General features: G+C 42.8%; 18 protein-coding genes. 14 read left to right on the top strand and 4 right to left on the bottom strand.

Annotated elements, in window-relative coordinates:
• The 10 genes from ACMJ0U_RS08360 to ACMJ0U_RS08315 all read left to right on the top strand — a co-directional run.
• Positions 1 to 855 (top strand): hypothetical protein (locus ACMJ0U_RS08360; protein WP_417129526.1); only part of this gene is annotated, 855 nt, incomplete at its 5' end.
• Between the two features lie 12 nt (positions 856 to 867).
• Positions 868 to 2,283 (top strand): S41 family peptidase, encoded by a 1,416-nt coding sequence (locus ACMJ0U_RS08355; RefSeq protein WP_417129525.1) that lies wholly within the window; start codon positions 868 to 870, stop codon positions 2,281 to 2,283.
• 138 nt (positions 2,284 to 2,421) lie between these two features.
• Complete coding sequence (locus ACMJ0U_RS08350) at positions 2,422 to 3,915, top strand: TolC family protein (protein WP_417129524.1); 1,494 nt, start codon at positions 2,422 to 2,424, stop codon at positions 3,913 to 3,915.
• A 9-nt stretch (positions 3,916 to 3,924) separates the two neighbouring features.
• Complete coding sequence (locus tag ACMJ0U_RS08345; protein WP_304199355.1) at positions 3,925 to 4,908, top strand: HlyD family secretion protein; 984 nt, start codon at positions 3,925 to 3,927, stop codon at positions 4,906 to 4,908.
• Positions 4,909 to 4,914: 6 nt separating this feature from the next.
• Positions 4,915 to 6,090 (top strand): ABC transporter permease, encoded by a 1,176-nt coding sequence (locus tag ACMJ0U_RS08340; protein ID WP_417129523.1) that lies wholly within the window; start codon positions 4,915 to 4,917, stop codon positions 6,088 to 6,090.
• A 12-nt stretch (positions 6,091 to 6,102) separates the two neighbouring features.
• Positions 6,103 to 7,359 carry an ABC transporter permease gene (locus ACMJ0U_RS08335; protein WP_417129522.1) on the top strand — a complete coding sequence of 419 codons (1,257 nt, stop codon included), beginning with the start codon at positions 6,103 to 6,105 and terminating at the stop codon, positions 7,357 to 7,359.
• A 127-nt stretch (positions 7,360 to 7,486) separates the two neighbouring features.
• Complete coding sequence (locus tag ACMJ0U_RS08330; protein ID WP_417129521.1) at positions 7,487 to 8,800, top strand: energy transducer TonB; 1,314 nt, start codon at positions 7,487 to 7,489, stop codon at positions 8,798 to 8,800.
• A gap of 24 nt (positions 8,801 to 8,824) precedes the next feature.
• Entirely contained in the window at positions 8,825 to 11,023 is a 2,199-nt protein-coding gene (locus tag ACMJ0U_RS08325) for a S9 family peptidase (protein ID WP_417129520.1), read from the top strand.
• 77 nt (positions 11,024 to 11,100) lie between these two features.
• The gene (gene lipA, locus ACMJ0U_RS08320; RefSeq protein WP_417129519.1) at positions 11,101 to 11,949 is read left to right on the top strand and encodes a lipoyl synthase; all 849 of its coding nucleotides are present in this window, start codon (positions 11,101 to 11,103) and stop codon (positions 11,947 to 11,949) included.
• A gap of 55 nt (positions 11,950 to 12,004) precedes the next feature.
• On the top strand, positions 12,005 to 12,994 hold the full coding sequence (locus ACMJ0U_RS08315; RefSeq protein WP_417129518.1) for a hypothetical protein: 990 nt from the start codon (positions 12,005 to 12,007) through the stop codon (positions 12,992 to 12,994).
• A gap of 3 nt (positions 12,995 to 12,997) precedes the next feature.
• Here ACMJ0U_RS08315 and ACMJ0U_RS08310 read toward each other — a convergent pair whose 3' ends face one another.
• Genes ACMJ0U_RS08310 through ACMJ0U_RS08300 form a run of 3 tightly spaced genes read right to left on the bottom strand, consistent with a single transcriptional unit; the run spans position 12,998 to position 15,577 of the window.
• Positions 12,998 to 13,702: an SAM-dependent methyltransferase gene (locus ACMJ0U_RS08310; RefSeq protein WP_417129517.1), complete on the bottom strand. Its 705-nt coding sequence runs from the start codon at positions 13,700 to 13,702 to the stop codon at positions 12,998 to 13,000.
• A gap of 18 nt (positions 13,703 to 13,720) precedes the next feature.
• Positions 13,721 to 14,713 carry a gliding motility lipoprotein GldB gene (locus tag ACMJ0U_RS08305; protein WP_417129516.1) on the bottom strand — a complete coding sequence of 331 codons (993 nt, stop codon included), beginning with the start codon at positions 14,711 to 14,713 and terminating at the stop codon, positions 13,721 to 13,723.
• Positions 14,714 to 14,719: 6 nt separating this feature from the next.
• A complete protein-coding gene (locus tag ACMJ0U_RS08300; protein ID WP_417129515.1) occupies positions 14,720 to 15,577 on the bottom strand; it encodes an enoyl-ACP reductase FabI in 858 nt (285 codons plus the stop codon).
• Positions 15,578 to 15,893: 316 nt separating this feature from the next.
• Between ACMJ0U_RS08300 and ACMJ0U_RS08295 the strand changes: the two genes are divergently transcribed.
• On the top strand, positions 15,894 to 17,117 hold the full coding sequence (locus ACMJ0U_RS08295; RefSeq protein WP_417129514.1) for a DUF4861 domain-containing protein: 1,224 nt from the start codon (positions 15,894 to 15,896) through the stop codon (positions 17,115 to 17,117).
• A gap of 58 nt (positions 17,118 to 17,175) precedes the next feature.
• Here ACMJ0U_RS08295 and ACMJ0U_RS08290 read toward each other — a convergent pair whose 3' ends face one another.
• A complete protein-coding gene (locus ACMJ0U_RS08290) occupies positions 17,176 to 18,150 on the bottom strand; it encodes an ROK family protein (RefSeq protein WP_118027084.1) in 975 nt (324 codons plus the stop codon).
• A 148-nt stretch (positions 18,151 to 18,298) separates the two neighbouring features.
• Here ACMJ0U_RS08290 and ACMJ0U_RS08285 point away from each other — a divergent pair, with 148 nt between their 5' ends.
• Genes ACMJ0U_RS08285 through ACMJ0U_RS08275 form a run of 3 tightly spaced genes read left to right on the top strand, consistent with a single transcriptional unit; the run spans position 18,299 to position 21,526 of the window.
• The gene (locus ACMJ0U_RS08285) at positions 18,299 to 19,018 is read left to right on the top strand and encodes an ABC transporter ATP-binding protein (protein WP_417129513.1); all 720 of its coding nucleotides are present in this window, start codon (positions 18,299 to 18,301) and stop codon (positions 19,016 to 19,018) included.
• A 10-nt stretch (positions 19,019 to 19,028) separates the two neighbouring features.
• On the top strand, positions 19,029 to 20,279 hold the full coding sequence (locus tag ACMJ0U_RS08280) for an ABC transporter permease (RefSeq protein WP_417129512.1): 1,251 nt from the start codon (positions 19,029 to 19,031) through the stop codon (positions 20,277 to 20,279).
• 2 nt (positions 20,280 to 20,281) lie between these two features.
• On the top strand, positions 20,282 to 21,526 hold the full coding sequence (locus tag ACMJ0U_RS08275) for an ABC transporter permease (RefSeq protein WP_417129511.1): 1,245 nt from the start codon (positions 20,282 to 20,284) through the stop codon (positions 21,524 to 21,526).
• Positions 21,527 to 21,531 lie beyond the last annotated feature (5 nt).

Here is a 21,531-nt window from a genome sequence, read left to right as displayed (position 1 = left end):
CTAATTGCTGCAATCATCATATTAGCAGTTATCGTAGCTGCCGTATCTTTCCTGGCTATAAACGAGGCCCGCAAGAATAAAGAAATGAGCCAGCTTTTTGCGGTAGAAAAACAGGAAATGGAAAACGAGTACAGCACGTTTGCCACCCAATACGATGAGTTGCAGGTTCAAATAAATAATGACTCTTTGCGCGAGAAACTGGAAAGTGAGAAATTAAAAACACAGCGCTTATTGGAAGAACTACGCCAAGTAAAAACCAGTGATGCTGCCGAAATCATGCGACTGAAAAAGGAACTGAAAACCGTACGCGCCGTATTGCGAAGCTATGTGATGCAGATAGACTCCCTGAACAAGATTAATGCCGCTTTAATGCAGGAAAATCAGGAAGTAAAAAACAAATATACTGCCGCAACCGCACAGATTTCCAACTTGTCGCAAGAGACAAAGAATCTAAACGAAAAAGTAACACTAGCCGCACAGCTGGATGCTACAAACATTCAGGTACAGACTCTGAACAAGAGAGGCCGTGAAACGGACCGTGTAAAAAACATCAAGAAAATTGCGATTTCTTTTACCATCGTCAAAAATATTACCGCACAAACAGGAAACAAGACGCTCTATTTACGTATAGCGAAACCTGACAATGAGGTACTAACCAAAAACCCGGGCGACCAGTTTAAGTTTGAAGACCGGAATATTACCTATTCTATCAAGAAATACATTGAATACACCGGAGAAGAACAGACCGTCACCGTATATTGGGATGTAGAAGAATTCCTGGAGGCCGGTACATACCATATATATATATTTGCAGACGGCAATATGATTGGTCAGGGTTCATTCCGTATGAAATAACTTTCTGAACACATGAAAAAGCACATCAGTCACTTAATATACGGCTGGCTTGCACTTATGGGCCTGCTATCTTCCTGCGGAGAAGACCGCTCGGGAGAATACTATGCCTTAATTGCTACAAAAACATGGATTTACGAGGTAATGCAAGAAAACTATCTTTTTTATGAAGATATTCCGGCAGAAGAAAAGCTGGACTTTTTCAAGAAACCGGCTGAATTTCTAACTTCTGCCGCATCTTCCAAAGACCAGAAAAACGGATATGTGTTTTCGCATGTAGACTCTGTACTAACTACTTCGCGTGCTACCAGCACTTATCCCTGCTTCGGATTTGAAGCAGCTTTGGTGCGCACAGAAAGTAGAACCAATGCCTTGAGAGTGTTATATACCCAACCCAGTTCACCAGCAGCAGAAGCCGGTCTGAAACGTGGAGACTGGATCATCGCTGTAGACAACAAAAAAATATCCACAAACGATTATTCGACTTACATTACCCGGCCGACAAAGGCTTACAGTTTTACATTAGGAAAATACAATCCTTATCCAGACGAGGTAAACGATCCGGAATTTAACTATGTAGAGTTCGATACGCTCGGAGTAATACAGATGCCAGAGCCTCGCTACGTAGAAGAACAGGATGTACTCAAGTATGACATCATATCTTCCAACTCACGAAAAGCTTTCTATCTGCTGTATAATGAATTTGATGAAAACACAGACGTACTGAAAGAGATTCTTTCGCAGATAAGCGGGCAACAATTTGACGATATTATCCTGGATTTACGCTACAATCCAGGAGGATATGTAAACACCGCACACAAACTATGTTCGGCATTAGCACCCGCTACGGCTATAGGCCAGCCATTCTTGCATATGATTTATAATGACAAAATCAATAAAACAGAGACACTGAACTTTGAGTCTAGCTCATTGACTGGAGGAACAAGCCTCTCCTATCAGAACCTGTATGTCCTCACTTCCGAGAATACGGCTTCTGCTTCAGAAATCGTCATCAACTGCCTGAAGCCCTACATGGAGGGACATTTGTATCAGGTAGGAACAGCCACTTACGGAAAGAATGTAGCTCAGCAACTGTTTACAAACCCAGAAGCTCCTGGCATTGAATTATGGCTCACAACCACCTATCTAAGTAATTCACAAGGCTATTATGACTACTTCAAGAATGGATTACTTCCTGACTTTGAAATTGAAGAGAATTACGGAGGTGAGCTAGGAGATTTCGGTACAGCAGAAGACCTGCTTATGCAACCCGTTTTATATAAAATGGCTAATGGAAGTTTTCCTGTAGTTACTAATCCGGATGAATCAGAGAATGCTACCACATCAGGTCGTAGCCTGACTTCCAAGCAAATACAACTGCTGATTAATCCCATTGCCCAAAAACCTCACTATAATCGGATAAGAAAGTAAAAGTAACCGATAAGACACACGCTAAGTAAAAATTAAATTTATTACTGATTCTTTTCAACAAAACACTTTGACTATTTGTTCTAATGTCATACATTTGCAATGTTGCATAAGCAACCAAATAAAAAGTCAGCATCAGTAATGAAAAGATTTACAAGTTTACTCTTACTGCTTGGCACAACTCTCAGCAGTCATGCCCAACAAGTATTTACTCTGGACAGTTGCCGGGCGCTCGCTTTGGCCAACAACAAAGAGTTGCGAATCTCACAAGAAAAAGTAAATGCCGCCCATTATGAGAAGAAGGCCGCATTCACTAATTATCTCCCCCAAATTGATCTCACGGGGGGATATATGCGTACGCAAAAGGAAATATCCCTGCTCAGTGACGCACAGAAGCAAAACATCGGAAACATGGGTACCAACTTAGGAAACCAAATGCAACAAGGTATGCAGTCTGCTGAATTCCAGGCTGCCATGCAACAACTTGCAGCGGCTAATCCCGGACTAGCTGCCGGCTTACAGGGATTACTACCTGGTGCCATAGCCGGATTAACGGATGGCCTGAACGCCGTAGGACAAGGTCTGGTGGATGCATTCCGTACAGATACCCGAAACATGACGGTGGGAGCCGCAACCCTCACCCAGCCTCTCTTTATGGGCGGAAAAATCATCGCCTACAACAAGATTACCAAATATGCAGAGCGCCTGGCTGAATCACAGCACGCCACAGGCATGCAGGACCTTATCCTACAGACAGACCAGATTTACTGGCAAATCATCTCACTCGTCAATAAGAAAAAACTGGCAGAGAATTTTTTAGAGCTGGTACAGAAACTGGATTCGGACGTAGACAAGATGATAAAAGAAGGAGTGGCTACCAAAGCCGACGGATTAAGCGTTAAAGTAAAGGTAAACGAAGCCGAGATGATGCTTACTCAGGTAGACAATGGCTTGAACCTCTCAAAAATGCTTTTGTGCCAGCTCTGTGGACTTCCATTAGAAACTGATTTCCAACTGGCCGATGAAAGCATGAAAGACTTACCCCTTCCCAACACCTATACGGAGGCGAACGTCAGTACAGCCCTCAGCAATCGTGAAGAACTGAAGAGTCTGGAATTAGCAGCGGAAATCTATCGCCAGAAAGTAAACGTAGTCCGCGCGGACTTCCTTCCTTCTGTGGCATTGACCGCCAATTATCTGGTGACCAACCCATCGCTCGTCAACGGATTTGAAAATAAATTCCGTGGCATGTGGGCTGCCGGAGTAGTGGTAAAAATCCCTGTATTCCACTGGGGAGAAGGTATTTACAAGGTTAAAGCAGCAAAAGCTGAAGCCAATATTGCCCGCTATAAACTGGAAGATACCAAAGAAAAGGTAGAACTCCAAGTAACACAGAATTCATACAAAGTAAACGAATCGACAAAAAAACTGGCTCTGGCAGAAAAGAACATGGAAAAAGCGGAAGAAAACCTGCGCTATGCTAACCTGGGATTTAAGGAAGGAGTCATCCCAACCAGCAACGTATTGGAAGCACAAACTGCCTGGTTCTCGGCACAAGCCGGGAAAATAGACGCACAGATAGACGTCAAAATGAGTGAACTTTATTTGAACAAATCAATGGGAATTTTAAAATAATACAGACATATGGAAAAGACTCAACGCAACAATATCATGCTGGCTTTCTTTACATTGTTAGCCGTAATCGTTATCGTCAGCATCATCGGATTCTTTACGTTAGGAAAAGGTCCTGAAATCATACAAGGACAGGCTGAAGCTACAGAGTACAGGGTATCGAGCAAAGTACCGGGACGTATCCTGAAATTCTTTGTCAGCGAAGGAGATAAAGTGAAAGCTGGTGATACACTGGCTATCCTGGAGGCTCCGGACGTGATGGCTAAATTGTCACAGGCGCAAGCTGCCGAACAAGCTGCACAGGCACTGAATGAAAAGGCCTTGAGAGGTACAAGAAGTGAACAACTGCAGGCTGCATACGAAATGTGGCAGAAAGCTAAAGCGGGACTGGAGATTGCCGAAAAATCATACAACCGTGTGAACCGCTTATACGAAGAAGGGGTGATGACCGCACAGAAAAGAGATGAAGCAAAAGCGCAATACGATGCCATGAAGGCGACCGAACGTGCCGCCAATGCACAATACACAATGGCCAAGAATGGAGCACAGCGTGAGGATAAAGCCATGGCTGCCGCACAAGTAGAACGTGCCAAAGGAGCTGTAGCTGAGGTATCTTCTTACGTATCAGAAACTTATTTAGTAGCTGCAGCCGATGGGGAAGTTGCTGAAATCTTCCCCAAAGTAGGTGAGTTGGTAGGTACGGGAGCTCCCATCATGAACGTAGCCCAACTGGATGACATGTGGGTGACATTTAACGTACGTGAGGATTTCCTGAAAGATTTCACTGTAGGCAACAAGATAAAAGCATATGTTCCTGCACTGGAAAAAGAAGCAGAATTTCAGGTAACTGTCATGAAAGACTTGGGTACCTATGCTGCATGGAAAGCAACCAAGACGACCGGACAATTTGATCTGAAAACTTTTGAAGTTAAGGCCAAACCCGTACAACCTGTGGAAAACTTACGCCCAGGTATGTCTGCCATTATTGAAAAATAAATACACATGTCGACAACCACCTATCAATGTTACCTGAAAGTAATGCGAAGAGAAATTCGCCGCATTGCTACCAAGCCGATGTACCTGTTCTGCATGGTCATCGCCCCATTGTTCTGTTTCCTGTTTTTCACCACACTGATGAAAAGCGGACTGCCGACCAATCTGCCTGCAGGGGTGGTAGACCTCGACAACACCGCCACAACACGCAACATCATCCGAAACCTGGATGCATTTCAGCAAACACAGATTGTGGCTCATTACGCAAACGTAACAGAAGCAAGGCAGGCCGTACAGCGCGGAGAGATTTATTCGTTCTATTACATCCCAAAAGGAACGACCGAAGAAGCCCTTGCCAGCAGACAGCCGAAAGTGTCCTTCTATGTCAACTATTCTTACCTGATTGCAGGTTCCTTGCTTTACAAGGACCAGAGAACCATGTCGGAATTAGCCTCCGCAGCAGTGGGACAAGCAACCCTATTAGCCAAAGGAGCTACCGAAGATCAGGCACTTGCCTTCCTGCAACCTGTAGTCATTTCTACCCATGCACTGAACAATCCCTGGCTGAACTACTCAGTGTACCTATGTAATACCTTGTTTCCGGGTATCCTGATGCTGCTCATTTTCCTGACTACCGTATATACTATCGGAACAGAATTAAAGGAAAAAACTTCAAAGGAACTAATGCAACTGGCAGATAACTCCATTGTGACGGCACTGGTGGGAAAATTAATCCCCCAAACCGTTACGTTCTTCATCATGGCTACGTTTTATAACGTGTACTTGTACGGATTCCTGCACTATCCGTGTCACAGCGGAATCTTCCCAATGCTGTTAGCCGGATTGTTGCTGGTACTTGCCTCACAAGCATTCGGTGTATTCCTTTTTGGATTGTTCGGTTCACTCCGTCTGGCATTGAGTGCAGCTTCCCTGTGGGGAGTCATTTCATTCTCCATCTCGGGATTCACTTTCCCGGTTATGGCAATGCACCCCACATTGCAGGCTTTGTCCGTCTTGTTCCCTTTGCGACATTATTTCCTGCTTTACGTGAATCTGGCTTTAAATGGCTATCCAGTCATTTACGCCTGGCATTCAGTCACCGCACTGCTGCTGTTCATGCTCCTGCCTTTCTTCTTCCTGAAAAGAATACGCACGGCCATGCTGCATTATGTCTATATCCCTTAACCCTTTGCGTTCATGAAAAAAGAATCGTTAAAACAAACCATACAACAAGGCTTTGCAGGTCTCTTCCATATATGCAAGCAGGAACTGAAAGCCGTTTTCAAAGACCAGGGAGTACTGATTTTCTTCTTGCTTGTCCCTCTGGCCTACCCGCTGGTATATGCTTTTATCTATACCAACGAGGTGGTACGCGAAGTACCTGTAGCGGTAATTGACAATAGCCACACAGCTCTCAGCCGCCAGTTTATCCGCACCATTGATGCTAGTACCGATGTATGTATCCAGTCACATTGTGCAGATATGGAAGAAGGGAAAAACCTGCTAAAAGAGACAAAGGTATATGGCATTATTTATATTCCGGAAAGTTTCAGCAAAGACATCGCTTCCGGAAAACAGACTACTGTCAGCATTTATTGTGACATGAGTGGTATGCTATACTATAAATCGCTGGTACTGGCAAGCACCAATGCCTCACTCACCTTAAATAAAAAAATTCAGATACAGCGAATGGGAAATACGACAGAGCGACAGGATGAAATCAGTACGGCTCCCATTGAATACGAAGATATATCGCTATTCAACCCTCAAGATGGATTTGCCAGCTTCCTGATTCCAGCTGTGCTCATACTTATCATACAGCAAACCTTGCTGTTAGGTATCGGGCTTTCAGCAGGAACAGCCCGCGAGACCAACCGTTTCAAAGACTTGGTTCCTATCAGCCGGCAGTATCAGGGTACGCTACGCATTGTAGGCGGAAAGTCATTGGCCTATTTCCTGATTTATGCATTAGTGGCTGCGTATGTGCTCTGCCTTGTACCGCAACTGTTTGATTTGGTACAAATTGCACAGCCGATGACCCTACTAGCTTTTGTGGTGCCTTACATTTTGGCATGCATTTTCTTTGCAATGACCTGCTCCATCTTTATACACCACAGAGAGTCGTGTCTGATGATTTATGTCTTCACCTCCGTGCCGCTCCTGTTCATCTCCGGAATCTCCTGGCCGGGCGCTGCCGTACCTACGTTCTGGAAAGTATTCTCCTGGATATTCCCATCTACGTTTGGTATCAACGGGTTTGTAAGAATCAACAACATGGGAGCAACTCTTCCGGAAGTGTTAGTCGAATATCAGGCACTTTGGATACAAGCTATCGTATATTTCTTCACAACCTGCATCGTCTACCGGCGACAAATCATATTGAGCCGCCGACATGCCATGGAACGCCTGCGTATGTTCAGGTTACGAAAACTGGTTACAAAGACATCAAAGTAACCCAACCTTCATTAATTATCCGACTTCGTAGATTTTACCTGGCCGGATAATTTATCTTTATTAACACCTGAACAAGAGTGAATACCCCAGAATACTCGTAGCTTTGCGAATATTTATAAACAAGCTTATGAAACACCTTATTTATATATTCGTTGGACTGATGTTCTGTCTACTTACATTGCCTCGAGTAGGAGCTTCTACACTGGAAAACAAAAAGCAACGTTTCCAAATTACCATACTGAATACTGGAGGGGAGCCTCAACAGGGTATCATCCTGAAAGTAGCAGGATATAGCAACGAGTATATCAGTGACGAACAAGGGCTTATCGACTTTGAGCAATCTATCGACAACAATTACATTCGCACTGCCAACTTCTATTTTCCTACAGATAAAAATAAATCTGTAAAGTCCTTGCGACTGGACGAAGCGGCACAAGACACGATTATCCGCATAGACCGTCCGGAGGATTTGGCACGCTTCAAGCAAAGCGGTAAGACATTACTGGTTAACGGCGTGCTGAAAGAAGGAGGTAAGCCTGTTCCTCATGCAGAAATTAGCATCCAGGGTACAGGAAAGCGGACTTTCTCTAATGCACAGGGCGAATTCAGCATTGAAGCAGATTACAGTCACCTGATTATGATAAGGGCAGAACGTATGGAAAACAAGTATCTTGACATCGATGCATTCTTGCAAAATCCTAACCAGCCCCTGGAAATACGAATGATAAAAAAAGGAGCAGACCGGGTATATCACGTAGTAGAGAAGATGCCGGAATATCCTGGAGGTATGAAAGCCTTTTTCAACTATATCAGAAGAAAAGCGCATACCACAGAACTGGCCGAAGAAACCCAGAAAGAAGGCGCGGTCATGATTCAATTCATTGTGGAAAAGGATGGTAGCATCACCTCTCCCAGTATCGTGAGAGGATTAGATTCACGCCTGGACACTGCGGCATTAGATGCTATTATGGTCATGCCCGACTGGATTCCGGCACAAGAACATGGAATCAATGTTCGCTGCAAATATTCAGTTCCGGTTCCTTTCAAGAAACCGAAACCAGCTCCTCCTGTTGCTCCGAAACCCACTCCTGACACAAAGAAAGACAGTATCGCGGTACCTTCTACTCCAGTTGACTCTCTTGCGCAGGATACGATTCTTCAGGTTATCCCTATGCCATCTGCAGACTCACTGGTGACAGATACACTGGCTACGGATACAACTTTAGTAGTCTCTGCTGACAGTACAGCCATACAAAAAGAGACAACTGCACCATTGTCTACTTCTGAAGCCACAGAAACCAAACCGAAAAAACGGAACTTCTTTGTTCGCTTCTTCCGCTGGCTGTTCGGCATCAAAGAAAAGGAAAATACTCCCGCAGAGTCCAAGGAAGAAAAAACGTTGAAAGTTATACCTGAAAAGGGCATTCAGGCAAAAGAATAAATGTAAAACTTAAATAAAACAGTCATGAAAAAACTTTTTGTACTTTTTTATGCGCTAATGTGCCTGGTTACTCTGCAGGCGCAAAAGGTAACGCTACAAGATGTAGCCAACGGTACCTATCGCGCACAAAGTATACAGGGCTTGAAACCAATGCTGGACGGTGAGCATTACACCCAAATCAGCAAAGACCACAAACGAATTGTCAAATACTCTTTCAAGACGGGCAAAGAAGTAGCCACTATTTTTGATGTAGAGACCGCCCGAAACCAAAAACTTAAAACTTTCGATGACTATATCATGTCGCCAGACGAAAGCCTGATATTGATTCAAACAGAAACGAAACCAATTTACCGTCGTTCATTCACGGCTGTATACTATATATACAATGTCAGAAACCGTACACTCGAACCCTTGTCAAACAACGGTCCGCAGCAGGTTCCTTTGTTCTCACCAGACAGTCACCAGATTGCGTTTGTACGTAACAACAACATCTACCTAATCAAACTGCTTTTCGGTAACAGCGAATCGCAGGTAACGAAAGACGGAGAGTACAACAAGGTGCTCAACGGTATTCCAGACTGGGTATATGAAGAAGAATTCGGCTATAACCGTGCTTTCGATTTCAGTGCAGATAGTAAAATGATTGCATACGTCCGTTTCGATGAAAGTCAGGTTCCCATGTATTCTTTCCCTTGGTATAAGGGTATGGCTCCGGAAAAAACAGAATATACCACTTATCCGGGAAGCTATGACTACAAATATCCCAAAGCAGGAGTGACAAATTCCAAAGTAAGCGTACACTCTTTTGATATAAAAAGCCGTGTAACCCGTAAAATGGAACTTCCAGTGGATTCTGACGGCTATGTACCTCGCATCAAATTCACTGACGATCCGGAAAAGCTAGCTATCATGACACTGAATCGTCATCAGAATCGCTTTGACCTGTACATGGCAAACCCACGAAGTGCAATCTGCAAAGTTGCTATTCGTGACGAGGCTGAACAATACATCAAGGAACAGGCTTACTCAAACATTACATTCTATCCTGAACACATTGTGATGATGAGTGAACGAGATGGATACAACCATCTTTATCTGTACACCATCGGAGGAAACTTGGTAAAGCAAATCACAAAAGGAGAATTTGAGGTAAAAGATTTTCTGGGATGGGATCAGAATGCGAATGTATTCTATTACACGAGTAACGAAGAAAGTCCCTTACGCAGTGCTGTATACAAAATTGACGGAAAGGGTAAAAAAACCAAACTTTCTACACGTACCGGAACAAACAGTGCGTTATTCAGCAAAAACCTGAATTATTACATCAATACGTATTCCAGCGCGCAGACTCCTACCCTTATTACGTTGAACAACAATAAAGGACAGGAAATGGTTACATTGCTTGACAACAAAGAACTGAAAAGCAAAACAGCTCAGCTGAATATGCCGACAAAAGAGTTTTTCTCTTTCAAAACCAGCGAAGGAGTCGAACTGAACGGCTGGATGATGAAACCTGCCAACTTCAATCCTTCTAAGAAATATCCGATAATCATGCACCAATATAGCGGCCCTGGTTCTCAGCAGGTACTCGACAAGTGGGGTATCGGAAGCTTCGGTGACGGAGGTATGTTTGAAGCCGTAATGTGCGACAAAGGTTATATCATGGTCTGCGTAGACGGACGTGGTACCGGAGGTAGAGGAGCAGCCTTCGAAAAATGCACTTACCTTTCTATCGGCGTGAAAGAAGCTACCGACCAGACAGAAGCAGCCAAATACCTGTCTACTCTGCCTTACGTAGATGGAAGCCGTATTGGTATCTGGGGCTGGAGCTTTGGAGGATACAGCACGTTGATGTCAATGAGTGAAGGTTCCGGAGCATTCAAAGCCGGAGTAGCAATCGCGGCTCCCACAGACTGGAGATTCTATGATACAGTCTATACCGAACGTTTCATGCGCACACCGAAAGAAAACGGTGACGGCTACCAGGCTTCTTCTGCCATTAACCGGGCATCCAGGCTGAAAGGAAAGCTGTTGCTCATTCACGGAAGTGCAGACGACAACGTACACCTACAGAATTTCATGGAGTACAGTGAAGCACTGGTACAGGCAAACATCCAGTTTGATACACAGATTTACACCAACCGTAATCACAGTATCTTCGGAGGAAATACCCGCAACCACCTGATGAACAGAGTAGCTAATTTCTTCCTGCAGAACTTGTAATATTTCATTTTAGCAGATGACACCTGTCACAGAAATCTGGTGTCATCTGTTTTTCTTTGTTCTTTTATCTTGCCACTATGACACACATCAGAAAACCTGAATGGCTAAAAATTCAGATTGGCACTAATGCCCGATATACTGAAACCAAACGTATTGTAGATACCCATAAACTCCATACAATCTGTAGTAGCGGACGTTGTCCCAACTTAGGTGAATGTTGGGGAAAAGGAACTGCCACATTCATGATTGGAGGAGCTATTTGCACTCGTTCTTGCAAATTCTGTAATACACTTACCGGAAGGCCACTCCCATTAGATTCTGAAGAACCGCTCAGAGTGGCTCAATCCATCCGGCTCATGAAACTTGACCACGCTGTCATCACCTCTGTCGACCGGGATGACTTGAACGATTTAGGTGCCTCACACTGGGTGTCCACCCTGATGACTATCCGAAAGCTATGCCCTGAAACAACCATCGAGGCACTCATTCCCGATTTTCAAGGCCATAGTGAATTATTACAACAAGTAATCGACACACGTCCTGATATCTTGTCACACAATTTAGAAACGGTCAGACGCCTTAGTCCACTAGTAAGAAGTGTAGCTGATTACGATACCAGCCTAAAAGTTATCCATCAGATTGCAGAGAATGGCCTAAAAGCCAAATCAGGTATCATGGTCGGACTAGGTGAGACCTCGGAAGAAGTCGAAGAGACAATGGATGACCTATTACAGAATGGCTGCCAAATACTAACTATTGGACAATACCTGCAACCCAGTGCTAAACACTACCCTGTAGCCGAATACATACATCCGAACCAGTTTAAGAAATTCAAAGAAATTGGAGAAGCTAAAGGATTCAAAACAGTAGAAAGCGGTCCATTAGTCCGTTCCTCCTACCATGCTGAAAAACATCTGTGCAAATAATGAACAATTTGCTTTTTTCGATTGTTCAAATTTTATCAAGAGGTGCTTTTCAACTATGAATTTATTGCTTAAATACAAGGACAAAATCGTATCGTTTGGATTACTCCCTATCATTATTACACTGATAGGTATTCATTTTTTCCCAACGACAGCCATGCTGGGAACAGGACTTGCCATCAGCATTGCAGGATTGCTTTATGACGTATTGCGGCTAAAAGGACTTAACTTCTTCCTATTACAAGGAACCATAGGAATTGGCATCTGCTTTCTTTTAAGACTATTTACCGGATATGATTATATCCCGAAAAACAGTCTGACTCCTTCATTAGAATTCATGCTGCTGATATGTGCATTCATACATGTCACAGCCCCAGAAATTTATCGAAATTTCTTAAAAAGGTTCCATCTGAATTTTACTTCCTCTTACCTATTGGAAGCAAAATTGATTGTAATTCTCTCCAGTATCCACCTGATTGTTTTATTTTTCCTTTACGACAAGCTGATACCTTTTTCACCTGAAAATAACTTTGGAATGATTTACTTAATTCCTACGTTAATCTATGTAACCTGTTTAGCTATCAACATTATAGGGGTACAGATTGCAGCAATACATTCTCCTCAGGAACAGCACGTCATTCGAATTATTCCAATTTATAACGGAAAGATCTACCTGGCTCCATATGCTGAAAATAATTTAATTTGGGATGCTCCTATTATAACTCTATTTGAAAGACCATTAAGAAAAAGCCAGCGCCATGCGAAATACCTGGTAAAAAAACATCAACAAAATCTGCTAAGAACTTTATATAGAAAAGAAAAGTCTTTTCCCAGACTTATTCTCAGTTACCGGTCACAAGGCAATACACCTGTTTTCATACAACTATACATACTTCCTATGAGTCATGAAGATGAATTCAAACTTCCAGAAGGATGTTTTTTTACTTGTGAAGACATCAGACAGAATCCAGAAAAATTCAGCAGCGAATTAAAAATTGAATATGAGCGCCTACAGATGGTTACTCAGATATGGAAAGAGTTTAAATGAGACTCATCTGTAAATCAAAAAAATACAAGGAATCTTATTCAGTTCCGGTAATTTTCCTTTCCACTCTTTAATGGTTTTTGTCTGTATAAATTCCCCCTCACAAGTTATATTGGCAGCGATACATAGTTTAGTCTGCGGATGACAAATTTTCAAGATGTCTTCCAGCATCTTATGATTGCGGTAAGGAGTTTCAATAAAAAGCTGCGTCTGATTTTCTGAATATACACGAGATTCCAATTCTTTTAAACGTCGCATACGATCGGCTGGTTCAATTGGCAAATAACCATGAAAAGCAAAACTCTGCCCATTGAATCCAGACCCCATTACTGACAGAATAATCGAAGAAGGACCTACAAGAGGAACGACCTTAAAATTCCGCCGTTGGGCAATAGCCACTACATCTGCTCCAGGATCAGCTACAGCCGGACAACCAGCTTCAGAGATAACTCCCATAGAATATCCTTCTGCAAGCGGAGACAGATAACCAGATATAGCCTCTGGGGAAGTATGTTTATTCAAAGGATAAAAAGTAAGTTCGTCGATACAAATAGATGCATCTACCTTTTTCAGGAAACGCCGTGCTGAACGTATATCCTCTACAATAAAATGCTTGATATTGATTATTATCTCCCGATTATAAGACGGTAAAACCTTTTCGATGGACGTATCACCTAAAGTGACCGGCAACAAATACAATGCAACTTCCATAAGGAATCTTTAAGTCAATCAGTTTAATTCTTTTATCATTTCTGAATAGTCCGTACATTCCAACAAACTTTTCATGGACATTTTCGGATGCTTCTTCATATATCGATCTATTACCTTCATACCTAACCATATTCCCAGAAATGGAGGTGTTTTCTCGCCATTAAATAAAAGCCGTGTATTGGAAGATATATAAGAACGGATTACCATAGGATCGGTTGTTCCCATATAATGACTCTGTTTGATTTCTTCCCATAGCCCTTTTTCATACTGTTCACACCATTTTACTTCCTCGTTAGAGTAACCTAGAGCTATTTTCCCACTTCCATCTCCTCCAAGCACAACCTCCACCGTCCAAGCTATTTTACCACGATACAATAAAATATCCATCAAAGAACGATGACCTTCCAGCCATAAAAAAGGATATTGCCCCTGCAAATAAAAAGTAAAGCAATCAGGCACAATGTATTCCGGCGACATCGAGCGTCGCTGATTTACGTAATAATATTTTTTATAAAGGGGATAATCATTCCCCATGTACTTATCCAAACTTATTCCCAAAATACCGTCACCTACTACTATAGACTGATTAAGAGCAGAAATCTGCGTATAAATCTTTGGAACGGGCAATTCATGTATTTCCTTTTTCAGCTTCTTAAATCCATGAGTCAGATTTTGTTCAAGATTGTCGACATCCTTGAATTTCTCCCCTACGTCTTCCATTAAACGTACTAATATGGAATCAGAGAAATACTCACATAAACGCTCATTCATGTCCAACATACTCACAGGACCCAAGTCAAGCACATCTTCTACTAAGAGACGAGTTTCTTGAGAAAATTCAGTATTCATCCGCTGCAAAGAAAAGAAACTATTCTGCACAGTGGCCTCATACTGCAAACGGTCATATCGGGCTATTTTTATTTCTGAAAACGAGAAATCGTCTTTCTGCCCGTCAGAGTGACAAGCAGAAAAGACGATTATACTCAATAATATAAAAATAAGCCGATACATTCTATATTATCCGTAAATTATATTGCCATTGGCATCTTTATATTCATCCAAACCTTTTTCATAAGTTGCCATAGCTCTCAAACTCATACCTACGCTAGAGAAACCTCCATCGTGGAACAAATTCTGCATAGTCACCTTACGAGTCAAATCCGAGAACATTACGATACAATAATCCGCACATTCATCAGCCGATGCATTACCCAAAGGAGACATACGATTGGCAAAGTCAAACAATTTGTCCATTCCTTTCACTCCAGATCCGGCAGTAGTCATAGTAGGTGACTGAGAAATAGTATTAATACGTACATGGTGTTCACGTCCATAAATATAACCAAAGCTACGAGCAATTGATTCCAGCAAAGCCTTTGCATCTGCCATATCATTATAACCATAGAACGTACGCTGTGCAGCTACATAACTCAAAGCCAAAATAGAACCGTATTCATTGATGGCATTCAATTTCTTAGCCGACTGAATCATCTTATGAAATGATACCGCTGATATATCCAAAGTTTTTCCCAACATATCATAGTCCAAATCATCGTAAGTACGCTTTTTACGAACATTGGGAGACATACCGATAGAATGAAGTACAAAGTCAATCTTTCCGCCCAATACCTCCATTGAACGCTTAAAGACATTTTCCAAATCTTCTACAGAGGTAGCATCAGCCGGAATCACTTCACAATTTAATTTTTCTGCCAAAGCAGAAACCTCACCCATACGTACTGCTACAGGGGTATTAGAGAGTGTGATAACGGCACCTTCTTCTACAGCCTTCTCTGCCACTTTCCAAGCGATAGACTGTTCGTTCAGTGCACCAAAAATAATACCTCTTTTTCCTTTCAGCAAATTATAACTCATATTATTTTCAATTATAAATTTGGGGCAAAGATACAAACTTTATTTACACAATTTACATTTATAAGGTCAAAATATTTAATCACGTAAAATTATGCTCAGTTTTTTCACTGATAAAATCAAAAATTGCAAGCTTATATCGAACAGAAAGCTTATTTTTGCACCTTGAATAAAAAAGGTTTTTCATAATATTATTTAGGTTAGAATTAGATTTATTATCCTCCTGCATGTTCCCTGTGAAGGCCGCATGTTCAGGAGGATAATAGCTTAAAAAGATACATAAATCACATTAATCTTAATATATAAATACATTACTACAATGAAAAAATTTCCTATTCTTTGCCTCGCCTTCATTTACAGCGGGAGTATGCTTTTCGCCCAAGCAGCAGAAAAGACCATCAAAGCAATTGTCGAAAACCCTTGGAAGACAGCTAAAACAGACGAACCTGTAGTCATTGATATTCATTCTTTACACACAGGATTTACCGTCAAATCAGCCGTTGTAAAGGAAGGAAATAACGAGATACCCTCACAGTTAGACGACTTAAACTTCGATTTAAGGGCAGATGAATTGGCTTTTGTAACCAACTTGCCAGCACAATCAAAAAAAGTATTCACACTTATTCTTTCTTCTGACAAAACAAACAAGACCTACCCTTCTCGTGTGTTTGCAGAAATGTTGTTCCGTACAGCTAAATCGAATGAATACGCTCACGGCACAGCCGTATACGCTCCAGGCGACAGCTATACTTATACCATTCTGCAACACCATGGCATTGCTTTCGAAAGTGAACTGGTTGCCTACCGTATTTATTTTAATGAAAAGCAGACAACTGATTTATACGGAAAGTTCAACAAAGGTCTGGAAATAGAAGAAAGTATGTTCTATCCCACAGACGAGCAATTACAAAAAGGATTCGGAGATGATGTAATTTTAGTAAGAGGCAGTTGCGGAGCCGGAACGTTAAGAGGATGGGATGGTTCACAAGCTACCGACATTAAGCCTGTAGCCTTCCGCGGACAACGCCTCATTGCCAGCGGTCCGGTACGTACCATTGCCGACGCTGAAGTAAAAGGCTGGGAATATCAAGGAAAGGAGCTGAATATGATTAACCGATACACACTATATGCCGGACATCGTGATGCACAAGTAGATGTGCTGTTCGACCAGCCTTTAGATAAAGAAACGTTCTGTACAGGAGTACAAAACATCGGCTATAGCGCCACTATGTATTCTGACCATGAAGGACTGGTTGCCAGCTGGGGAACAGACTGGCCCGTAAACGATACCGTCAAATACAAAAAAGAAACTGTCGGGCTGGCTACTTACATACCAAAGAAATACATCAGAAAAGAAGCGAAAGACAAAGAAAACTTCCTTTATACAGTCAGTGCTCCACAAGAAAAGTGTTTCCGCTACTACACCATGTTTACATCACGCAAGGAAACATTCGGATTTCCCGACTCAAAAACTTGGTTCTCTTATGCACAAGAATGGAAAAAGTCCCTCGAACAGCCCTGTAAAATAACCATTGAAAAGTAATCATAAAAAACAGCCTCGACAAATTGCCGAGGCTGTTTTTTTATGATTACGAAATGAATTAGTTCTCTTTTACTTCCCATCCCAATGCACTAGCACCCAATACGGCTGCATCTGCATCTTTCAACTGAGAAAGCAATAATTTTGTCTTTCCTGCATAAATCTTCAGGATATTCTCATCAATGGCTTTCTGAATCGGTTTCATGATGTAATCGCCAGATTTTGCCAAACCACCAAACAATACAATTGCTTCAGGGCTTGAAAAAGCAATAAAGTCGGCCAAAGCCTGTCCCAAAATACGACCTGTAAATTCAAAGATATCCTGAGCCAGTTTATCTCCCTTCACTGCTGCATCATACACGTCTTTTGACTGAATTTCATCTGCCGGAATATTTCTCAGCAAACTCGGTTCTGTGCGCTGTACCAAGAATTCGCGTGCCGTACGAGCCACACCTGTAGCAGAACAGTAAGTTTCCAGACATCCCTTACGACCACATCCGCATGCACGACCGTTACGGTCTACAATTACATGGCCCAATTCACCTGCAAATCCGTCATGACCATAAACCAACTGTCCGTTGATAACGATACCGCTACCGACACCAGTACCCAAAGTAATCATGATAAAATCTTTCATGCCACGTGCTGCACCGTAAGTCATTTCTCCGATAGCAGCCGCATTGGCATCGTTTGTCAAGGCTGTCGGAATTCCCAGACGTTCCTCAAACATTGAAGCCAAAGGAATAATTCCTTTCCATGGCAAGTTAGGTGCAAACTCAATTGTACCGCTATAGTAGTTTCCGTTAGGAGCACCTACTCCCATACCTTTTATCTTTTCAGCTCCACCAAACTGTGACAACAGAGGAAGAAGTTTCTTACATACCGCATCCACATAATCGTCAATGTTGTCATATTGCTGTGTCTTGACAGAATCAGAAGCCAGCACATTACCACGTGAGTCTACTACACCAAATACGGTGTTTGTTCCGCCAATGTCCATACCTACTACATAAGGTTTTTCCATGTTTATTGTCATGACATTTCTCTATTTAGGGTGAATTATCTACGGACAAAAGTAAAGAATCAGTAAAAACAGAGCAAATTTTTAACGCATTATTTTTCGGAGCATTTCACTTTTCTTATTTTTGCGAAACCTGATAAATGAATAAATTCACACAAACCAAATGATACACTTAAAAAACGTTCACAAAACCTATTACAACGGCACTCCCCTTCATGTACTTAAAGGTATTGACCTCCACATAGGAAAAGGGGAATTTGTTTCTATTATGGGAGCTTCCGGCTCCGGAAAATCTACTTTGTTGAATATTCTAGGAATTCTGGACAACTATGATTCAGGAGAATATTATCTGAACAATGTACTGATTCGCGACCTGAGTGAAAGCAAAGCAGCCGAATACCGTAACCGTATGATTGGTTTTATTTTCCAGTCATTCAACCTTATTTCTTTCAAGAATGCGATGGAGAATGTAGCTCTTCCTCTGTTCTACCAAGGAATTAGCAGAAGAAAACGTAACCTGCTGGCTATGGAATACCTCGATAAGCTGGGATTAAAAGAATGGGCTCACCATCTTCCGAATGAAATGTCGGGCGGACAAAAACAGCGTGTAGCTATTGCACGAGCGTTAATATCAAAACCTGAAATTATTCTGGCAGACGAACCGACTGGAGCGTTGGATAGCAAGACATCAGTGGAAGTCATGCAGATTCTAAAGGAACTGCATGAAAAAGAAGGGCTGACCATCGTAGTAGTAACCCACGAAAGCGGAGTTGCCAACCAGACCGATAAAATCATCCATATCAAGGACGGACTGATAGAGCGCATAGAAGACAACATTGACCACAATGCATCTCCATTTGGCAAAAACGGATTCATGAAATAAAACACCAACCATGACAGAATTAATACAAGAAATCTACGGAACCATCATGCGCAACAAACTGCGCACCTTGCTGACCGGTTTTTCCGTAGCATGGGGCATTTTCATGCTAATTGTATTATTGGGAGCCGGAAACGGTCTCATCCATGCTTTTGAAAACCAGTCGAAGGGCATGATTATGAACTCCATGAAAATCTATCCGGGCACGACCTCACAACCTTACAAAGGTATGAAAGAGGGCCGCAGCATTTACCTGAAAGAAAGTGACCGCGAACTTACTGCTACGTCATTTCCTGACCACATCATCCACACCGGTGCCACCGTCAGCAAAAGTGATGTCATTCTTACTTACGGAAAAGAAGCAGTCAGCATCGGAATCAACGGAGTCTTTCCCAATTATCCGTCACTTGAAGCTATCAAAATTAAGGAAGGACGCTTCGTCAATACACGCGACATGGAAGAACGGCGAAAGATTATCGTACTGCATGAAAAAACGGTAAAGAATCTTTTTCCTCACACTTCTCCTATCGGAAAGTACCTTAATGCACAAGGCGTACCTTATCAGGTGGTAGGCATCTATACTGACCAAAACAGTTTTTCTCCTTCTGCTCTCGTACCGTTCACTACCCTGCAAACCATCTACCAAAAAGGTGACAGCATAGACAACATCACGTTTACGACCAAAGGCCTGACCAATGAAGCGACCAACGAACAATTTGAAGCGGAATACCGGCAGGCTTTAGGACTGAAGAAACAATTCTCGCCTACCGACGAAGGAGCCATCTGGATATGGAACCGGTTTACGCAATACCTTCAACAACAGACGGCTACCCAAATCTTGCATACTGCCATCTGGGTAATCGGAATCTTTACCCTGCTCAGCGGTATCGTAGGAGTGAGCAACATCATGCTGATTACCGTCCGCGAACGCACACACGAGTTTGGCATCCGCAAAGCCTTGGGAGCCAAACCCGCTTCCATCCTCTGGTTGATTATCTCGGAAAGTGTGACCATCACGACTTTCTTCGGGTACATCGGCATGGTGGCGGGCATTGCCGTGACAGAATACATGAATCAGGTGGCAGGCAAACAGACCATGGACATGGGTGTATTTTCGATGACCTTTTTCGAAAACCCGACAGTGGACTTATCCATCGCCATAGAAGCTACATTGACATTAGTTATAGCCGGTACACTGGCCGGACTTTTCCCTGCAAGAAAAGCGGCCAGAATCCGACCTATTGAAGCACTTAGAGCAGATTAATCATGAGACGATTTGATTTAGATACATGGGAAGAGATTCTTCTCACTATCACCCGCAACAAAACCAGAAGCTTTCTGACTGCCTTTGGTATTTTCTGGGGAATATTCATGCTGATTTCCCTGATGGGAGGTGCCAAAGGATTACAACAAATACTTTCCCGACAGTTTGAAGGATTTGCCACCAATTCAGGTTTTCTGGGTACAAACAAGACGAGCAAGGCCTACAAAGGTTTTCAACAAGGCAGATACTGGGACCTGGAAAACAAGGATGTGGAACGTGTGAGAAAGCAGGTCAGTGAATTGGAAACCGTGACCGCCACCCTTGCTAAATGGGGTATCAATGCCATCTATAACGAAAATAAAATCTCAGGTACGCTTAAAGGACTTTATCCGGAATACCAGAAAATAGAAGAGCCCAACATCGTGTTCGGACGGTTCATCAACGACGTTGACATACGCGACCAGCGAAAAGTCTGTGTGATTGGAAAGCGTATTTACGAGACCTTGTTCCCGGGAGGAGAAGACCCTTGCGGAAAGTTTATTGAAGTCAATGGCATCTATTACCGGGTAATCGGGGTAAGCATGGCGGTAGGAAATATTTCCATACAAGGCCAGTCCGAAACATCGGTCATCATCCCGTTTTCCACCATGCAACAGAACTATAATTTCGGACAGAATGTACAGTTGCTCTGCTATACGGCCCGTAAAGGATACTCCATCGGTGAGGTAGAGAAAAAGGTAGAGAAAGTGGTCAAAAAAGCACACCTGATTCATCCGGATGACGGACAGGCCGTTATTCTGGTCAATGCAGAAGCCATGTTCAGCATGGTAGACAACTTGTTTTCCGGCATTCGGATTCTAGGATGGATGGTCGGCCTTGGCACCCTGCTGGCCGGAGCCATCGGTGTGAGCAACATCATGATGGTTACGGTTAAGGAACGGACCACCGAAATCGGCATACGTCGTGCCATCGGAGCTCGTCCGAATGATATCTTGTCGCAGATTCTCTCCGAAAGTATGGTACTAACTATCCTGGCTGGTATGGCCGGCATTTCCTTTGCCGTATTTTTATTGAACGTGACGGAAATGGGAACCTCCACCCCCACTTCTCCCACTGAATTTCAAATCAGTTTCTGGGAAGCTATCGGCGCCTGTCTCCTCCTGCTAGTTTTAGGATTGCTGGCCGGATTGGCCCCTGCCTACCGCGCCATGAGTATCAAACCCATTGACGCCATACGCGACGACTAAATAAA

The organism is Phocaeicola sp., assembly GCF_048170425.1.
Taxonomy (GTDB): domain Bacteria; phylum Bacteroidota; class Bacteroidia; order Bacteroidales; family Bacteroidaceae; genus Phocaeicola.
Note: the sequence above shows the minus strand (reverse complement) of the source record. Positions and strands in the feature narration are given on the sequence as shown.

Bases quoted from the DNA above. Each gene is read 5' to 3' on its own strand.
- ACMJ0U_RS08325 (WP_417129520.1), top strand. From the start codon at position 8,825: ATGAAAAAACTTTTTGTACTTTTTTATGCGCTAATGTGCCTGGTTACT.
- ACMJ0U_RS08355 (WP_417129525.1), top strand. From the start codon at position 868: ATGAAAAAGCACATCAGTCACTTAATATACGGCTGGCTTGCACTTATG.
- ACMJ0U_RS08305 (WP_417129516.1), bottom strand. From the start codon at position 14,713: ATGTATCGGCTTATTTTTATATTATTGAGTATAATCGTCTTTTCTGCT.
- ACMJ0U_RS08275 (WP_417129511.1), top strand. From the start codon at position 20,282: ATGAGACGATTTGATTTAGATACATGGGAAGAGATTCTTCTCACTATC.
- ACMJ0U_RS08335 (WP_417129522.1), top strand. From the start codon at position 6,103: ATGAAAAAAGAATCGTTAAAACAAACCATACAACAAGGCTTTGCAGGT.
- ACMJ0U_RS08310 (WP_417129517.1), bottom strand. From the start codon at position 13,702: ATGGAAGTTGCATTGTATTTGTTGCCGGTCACTTTAGGTGATACGTCC.
- ACMJ0U_RS08290 (WP_118027084.1), bottom strand. From the start codon at position 18,150: ATGACAATAAACATGGAAAAACCTTATGTAGTAGGTATGGACATTGGC.
- ACMJ0U_RS08345 (WP_304199355.1), top strand. From the start codon at position 3,925: ATGGAAAAGACTCAACGCAACAATATCATGCTGGCTTTCTTTACATTG.
- ACMJ0U_RS08330 (WP_417129521.1), top strand. From the start codon at position 7,487: ATGAAACACCTTATTTATATATTCGTTGGACTGATGTTCTGTCTACTT.
- ACMJ0U_RS08280 (WP_417129512.1), top strand. From the start codon at position 19,029: ATGACAGAATTAATACAAGAAATCTACGGAACCATCATGCGCAACAAA.
- lipA (WP_417129519.1), top strand. From the start codon at position 11,101: ATGACACACATCAGAAAACCTGAATGGCTAAAAATTCAGATTGGCACT.
- ACMJ0U_RS08315 (WP_417129518.1), top strand. From the start codon at position 12,005: ATGAATTTATTGCTTAAATACAAGGACAAAATCGTATCGTTTGGATTA.
- ACMJ0U_RS08295 (WP_417129514.1), top strand. From the start codon at position 15,894: ATGAAAAAATTTCCTATTCTTTGCCTCGCCTTCATTTACAGCGGGAGT.
- ACMJ0U_RS08350 (WP_417129524.1), top strand. From the start codon at position 2,422: ATGAAAAGATTTACAAGTTTACTCTTACTGCTTGGCACAACTCTCAGC.
- ACMJ0U_RS08340 (WP_417129523.1), top strand. From the start codon at position 4,915: ATGTCGACAACCACCTATCAATGTTACCTGAAAGTAATGCGAAGAGAA.
- ACMJ0U_RS08285 (WP_417129513.1), top strand. From the start codon at position 18,299: ATGATACACTTAAAAAACGTTCACAAAACCTATTACAACGGCACTCCC.
- ACMJ0U_RS08300 (WP_417129515.1), bottom strand. From the start codon at position 15,577: ATGAGTTATAATTTGCTGAAAGGAAAAAGAGGTATTATTTTTGGTGCA.